This is a genomic window from Chamaesiphon sp. VAR_69_metabat_338 (assembly GCF_031423935.1).
Lineage (GTDB): Bacteria > Cyanobacteriota > Cyanobacteriia > Cyanobacteriales > Chamaesiphonaceae > Chamaesiphon.
This window is the reverse complement of the sequence record NZ_JANPGM010000044.1, coordinates 1-4,621: the sequence shown is the minus strand read 5'-3', so window position 1 is coordinate 4,621 and position 4,621 is coordinate 1. Positions and strand designations below refer to the sequence as shown.

Annotated in this window: 5 protein-coding genes; all 5 read left to right on the top strand. The window is 46.8% G+C overall.

Annotated elements, in window-relative coordinates:
• Nucleotides 1–89 precede the first annotated feature (89 nt).
• A complete protein-coding gene (gene psbU, locus RMO84_RS01420) occupies nucleotides 90–515 on the top strand; it encodes a photosystem II complex extrinsic protein PsbU (protein WP_310486662.1) in 426 nt (141 codons plus the stop codon).
• A 253-nt stretch (nucleotides 516–768) separates the two neighbouring features.
• Nucleotides 769–2,448 carry an L-aspartate oxidase gene (nadB, locus tag RMO84_RS01415; protein WP_310486661.1) on the top strand — a complete coding sequence of 560 codons (1,680 nt, stop codon included), beginning with the start codon at nucleotides 769–771 and terminating at the stop codon, nucleotides 2,446–2,448.
• A 140-nt stretch (nucleotides 2,449–2,588) separates the two neighbouring features.
• Complete coding sequence (locus RMO84_RS01410) at nucleotides 2,589–2,807, top strand: DUF433 domain-containing protein (protein ID WP_310486660.1); 219 nt, start codon at nucleotides 2,589–2,591, stop codon at nucleotides 2,805–2,807.
• Between the two features lie 534 nt (nucleotides 2,808–3,341).
• Nucleotides 3,342–3,932 carry a signal peptidase I gene (gene lepB / locus RMO84_RS01405; protein WP_310486659.1) on the top strand — a complete coding sequence of 197 codons (591 nt, stop codon included), beginning with the start codon at nucleotides 3,342–3,344 and terminating at the stop codon, nucleotides 3,930–3,932.
• 330 nt (nucleotides 3,933–4,262) lie between these two features.
• The coding region (locus RMO84_RS01400) for a hypothetical protein (RefSeq protein WP_310486658.1) at nucleotides 4,263–4,621 on the top strand (359 nt) is incomplete at its 3' end.

Genomic DNA, 4,621 nt, shown 5'->3' with positions numbered 1-4,621 from the left:
CCCTATCCCCTATCCCCTATCCCCTAATCGGCACCCGATTGAGGTAAAATAATGAAACTTAAGATACTGTGTTAGGAGAAAAATATTACATGAAACGGTTCGCTCGTCTGCTCGTTGTCTTTAGTCTCTGCTTAACTTGTTTAGTTGGGGTCGCTCAACCATCGATAGCAGCCAGTTGGAACAGCTCGATGTTCTTGGCTGCTGATGCTCCCGCAACTGGGGACGTCATTCGCAATAGTGCCGATAGTAAATTGGGCACAGAATTTGGTAAAAAAATCGACCTCAACAATACCAACGTACGGGCATTCCGCAAGTATCCTGGGTTGTATCCAACCTTGGCACGCAAAGTCATCGATAACGCTCCCTACAAGAGCGTAGAAGACGTGCTGAATATTCCAGGTTTGAGTGAAAAGCAAAAAGAATCTCTCAACGCTAACCTCGATAAATTCACGCTTACCAATACGGACGATACCTTTACAGAAGGTGGCGATCGTTACAACAACGGTTATTACTAACCTCGATCGGTAATTCATAAATTCACCCTTATACTTCAATCCTACCCACATTCAGGGTGGGATTTTTTTGTGTCATTCATCACAGATAATAGGAAGGAGGCTTAGGATTTAGGCTTTAGGCTTTAGGTTTGAGGCTTTAGGTTTCAGGGAATAGGGAAATAGAGCGTTTGAATACAATCGTTATTCAATATCCCAGTCCCCCGTCCCCCCGTCCCTCCGTCTCCCAGTCCCCATGTCCCCCCACTACACTCCTATGTCCCTACCTACCAGCTTTGATGTCATCGTCGTGGGAGCTGGTGCGGCTGGATTGTATTCTGCACTGTGCTTGCCAGCTTCATTGCGAGTGGCGATCGTTAGCAAGGCTAGTTTACCCTTGTCGGCGAGTGATTGGGCGCAGGGAGGGATTGCAGCGGTGGTAGATCCCCAAGATTCAGTGGACTTACATATTGCCGATACGTTACGGGCGGGGGCGGGTTTGTGCGATCGAGCAGCGGTAGAATTTTTAGTCACCCATGCTGCCGAATGCATCGATTCGCTAGTAAATTTTGGCGTAGCTTTCGACAGAACCGATGAAAAATTAGCCTTAACGCTTGAAGCGGCGCATTCACGTCCGCGCGTGCTGCACGCTGCTGATACTACCGGGAGAGCCTTAGTGAGTACTTTAGCCGATCGCGTTTTAGCTCAACCCAATATTACAGTCTTTACCCAAGCTTTCGCGCTAGATTTGTGGCTAGAAGCTGGCATTTGTCGGGGCATTAGTCTCCTGTATCAAGACCAAATTACCTGGGTGGCGGCTACCGCTGTCGTGTTAGCCACCGGCGGCGGGGGACAAGTATACGCTCAGACTACCAATCCCCAAGTCAGTACTGGCGATGGTGTGGCAATGGCGCACCGCGCGGGCGGATTGTTGCGGGATCTGGAATTTTTTCAGTTTCACCCCACCGCGCTCACCAAAGCTGGCGCGCCGCGCTTTTTGATTAGTGAAGCAGTCCGGGGTGAAGGTGCCCATTTAGTAGATGACACTGGCTATCGGTTTACCTTCGACTATCATCCCGCCGGAGAACTCGCCCCTAGAGATGTCGTCAGTCAGGCGATTTTTAGCCATTTACTCAAACACAGTCCCGACCCAAGTAAAGGATGCGTCTGGCTCGATTTAAGCCCGATTCCCGAATCAAAAATTCGGCATCGATTCCCGAATATCATTCAAGTTTGTCAGCATTGGGGCATCGATATTTTACATGAATTGATTCCGGTGGCTCCAGCCGCACATTATTGGATGGGTGGCATTCATACCGATTTGATGACTCGCACCAGTATTCCTGGCGTTTATGCTGTGGGTGAAACTACCAGCACTGGCGTACATGGAGCTAATCGGCTCGCGAGTAATTCACTGTTAGAATGCGTGGTCTTTGGTGCCCAGTTGCAGAAAATATCGCTCGGTGAATCGATACCAGCATTATCGATCGATCCGCCTACAACAGCAGCCGAGGAACTAGAAGTTCAACTCCAACAAATAGCCGAAACTACTCTAACTTGGTCGCAACAAGTCAGTTCGATCCGCCAAGAATTACCCCGATTGATGTGGCAAGCTGCCGGAATTTGTCGCGATCGAGCTAGTTTGGAGACAGCAATCGATCGAGTTAAACTGTTACAGACAGAATTCGATCTTCTGGCCATTAGTCAATTAATTGCCCGACTCAATCCCCAAATAACTATTGATTTACCAGCCGGAATCTCTCAACAAGATATCTATGTTTGGGGTGAAACTCGCAACTTATTAGACATCGGACTAACGATTTTAACTGGCGCGCTGCTGCGGACAGAAAGTCGAGGCGGACACTATCGCACTGACTTCCCTAGCCTCGATCCTACTTGGCAAGTTCACACGATCGTCGAGGGAGACGTATGGTCTAAGTCTGATGCGATCTCTTGAAGAGGATTTGATTTTAAACTCTAACCGATTACAATATAAAGACAGAAATATAGCAGCTTTTGTCTCAGGAGTTAGGTTGAATGGATATTTAAAAAACCTTAAGCAGTTCTCTTTCGGATACGCTTGTAGCTCGTCAAGTCGTGCATAGCGATCCAGATATCATGTCTGGTATCCCTGTATTTGTCGTTACCCGCGTACCGCTCCAAACTCTATTTGATTATCTTGAAGGTGAAGCAGGATTGAAAGAATTCTCAGAAGATTTTCCACACCTAAAAATCCCTGCAATTCAAGTTCTAGAAACTATCGCTCGAATCATGCTCTATAGAGGCGAAATTATTAATGCGCATTCTACTGGATGAAAATCTTCTGAGTCGAAAACTCAAGCAGCCGTTGGCGGAGCCTCTCGTAAGAGAATCGTCGATGCTGGTTATAGTGTGCATAACGTCGATAATATGGGCTGGCGGGGGACAAAGGATCGAGATCTATTAGCTTTAGCGGATGCTTATCCCTTCGATGTTTTTATCACCGCTGACAAAAATCTGCCTTACCAACAAAATATCGACATTTACACACTGAGAATCATTGTCCTAAATACTAAAACTACAAAACCTGACTATCTCATTCCCCCGATCGAACAGGCTTGTTTAATAATCCCTACCCTTGTGCCTAGATCGATTACACTCATTGATGACGATCTGCAAGTTACTTTATTACAGCCGTAAACTTATAGGATAAATGAATTCGATCGAGTTCGTAACGAGATTACCTCCAGTAGGCTTCACCAACGAGAAGATTGAGGATAATCGCGAGCGGTGGGCAAGGATATTCACCCCAGAAATGATTTAGGATTGCTATAGCAGCAGTATGTTTAGCTTGCCTCAATCACCTCCTCAATGAAGATCGATCCCAAACAATCCCAACCAGAAGCGACGGCACCCCAACCATTGCTAGTGCAATGGTGGCAGCAATGGCGTGAAAATATTACCATCTTGATTCTGGCTCTCGGATTGGCTGTGTTCATTCGGACATTTGTGGCCGAACCGCGCTATATTCCATCCGAATCCATGTTACCAACCTTGGAAATCGGCGATCGCTTAATTGTCGAAAAACTCTCCTATTATACCCACCTGCCCCAACGCGGCGATATTGTTGTCTTCGCACCACCGCCACAGTTGCAAGAGCAAGGCTACCTCGAAGAGCAAGCTTTTATCAAACGTGTTATCGGTCTGCCTGGAGATAAGATCGAAGTCAAAAATGGTCGCGTCTATATCGATGGTGCGCCAGCTACCGAACGATATATCGCCGAAGCTCCTAATTATGCCATGTCACCGACGATCGTCCCTCCAGACCAGTTATTTGTCATGGGTGACAACCGCAATAATAGCAATGACTCCCACGTATGGGGGTTCTTGCCCAAGACTAACGTCATCGGGCATGCCTGCTTTCGGTTCTGGCCGATCGACAGGTTCGGCGGTGTGAGCTGAACATAAAAAAAGACCGATAATTAGTTACCTAACCATCGGTCTAAAAGCTAAAAACCCCGATTTTCCCTAGCAGTGAAGTATCAGTAAGAGACTAACAGTACTAAAAAAATATTGTTGAACTTTGGCTGCTTCATTAATTTCAATCGGCTAGCCAACCTTCTAAACCAAATATAACTGCTAGCGATCGCTCCGGCATCAGCCATTTGGACGACTAACCACCAATACATAGACTCGATCGCTACCGGTAGCTTATTCTAGTAATAAGACTTTACACTATCCGCTCCATATTGCCCCAGCTTGGCGCGCTTTACTCCCTATCTCTTATCTCTAATGTATTACTTTCCCCAAGATCCTCCATATTTCATTTTAATCGCTGGTTTACTTGCAGGTATCGCTTGTGGTGCGGCTTTCGATGGCACTCTGCGCAAAAATGTCAAAGATTGGTCGGCAGATCGCAACAATATTATTCTGGCCAATAGCGATGGTATCAACTTGCGATTGCCCTTTTTGGGGGTGTGCGTGGGGATTATTTTCTTTCTCTCGGCTGGTTTGGAAATCTTCGGATTTCCGACTTGGCTGGCATATAGTATCGCCTTTCCGTTGACGTTATTAATTGCGATCTTGCTGTGGTTTCAGCTCCGAGTCGTATTCAGACAACTCGACAGAGGTGGTTCGCCCGCACTAGATTT

Excerpts from the sequence above, each read along its gene's own strand:
- psbU (WP_310486662.1), top strand. The coding sequence starts at position 90 with ATGAAACGGTTCGCTCGTCTGCTCGTTGTCTTTAGTCTCTGCTTAACT.
- nadB (WP_310486661.1), top strand. The coding sequence starts at position 769 with ATGTCCCTACCTACCAGCTTTGATGTCATCGTCGTGGGAGCTGGTGCG.
- lepB (WP_310486659.1), top strand. The coding sequence starts at position 3,342 with ATGAAGATCGATCCCAAACAATCCCAACCAGAAGCGACGGCACCCCAA.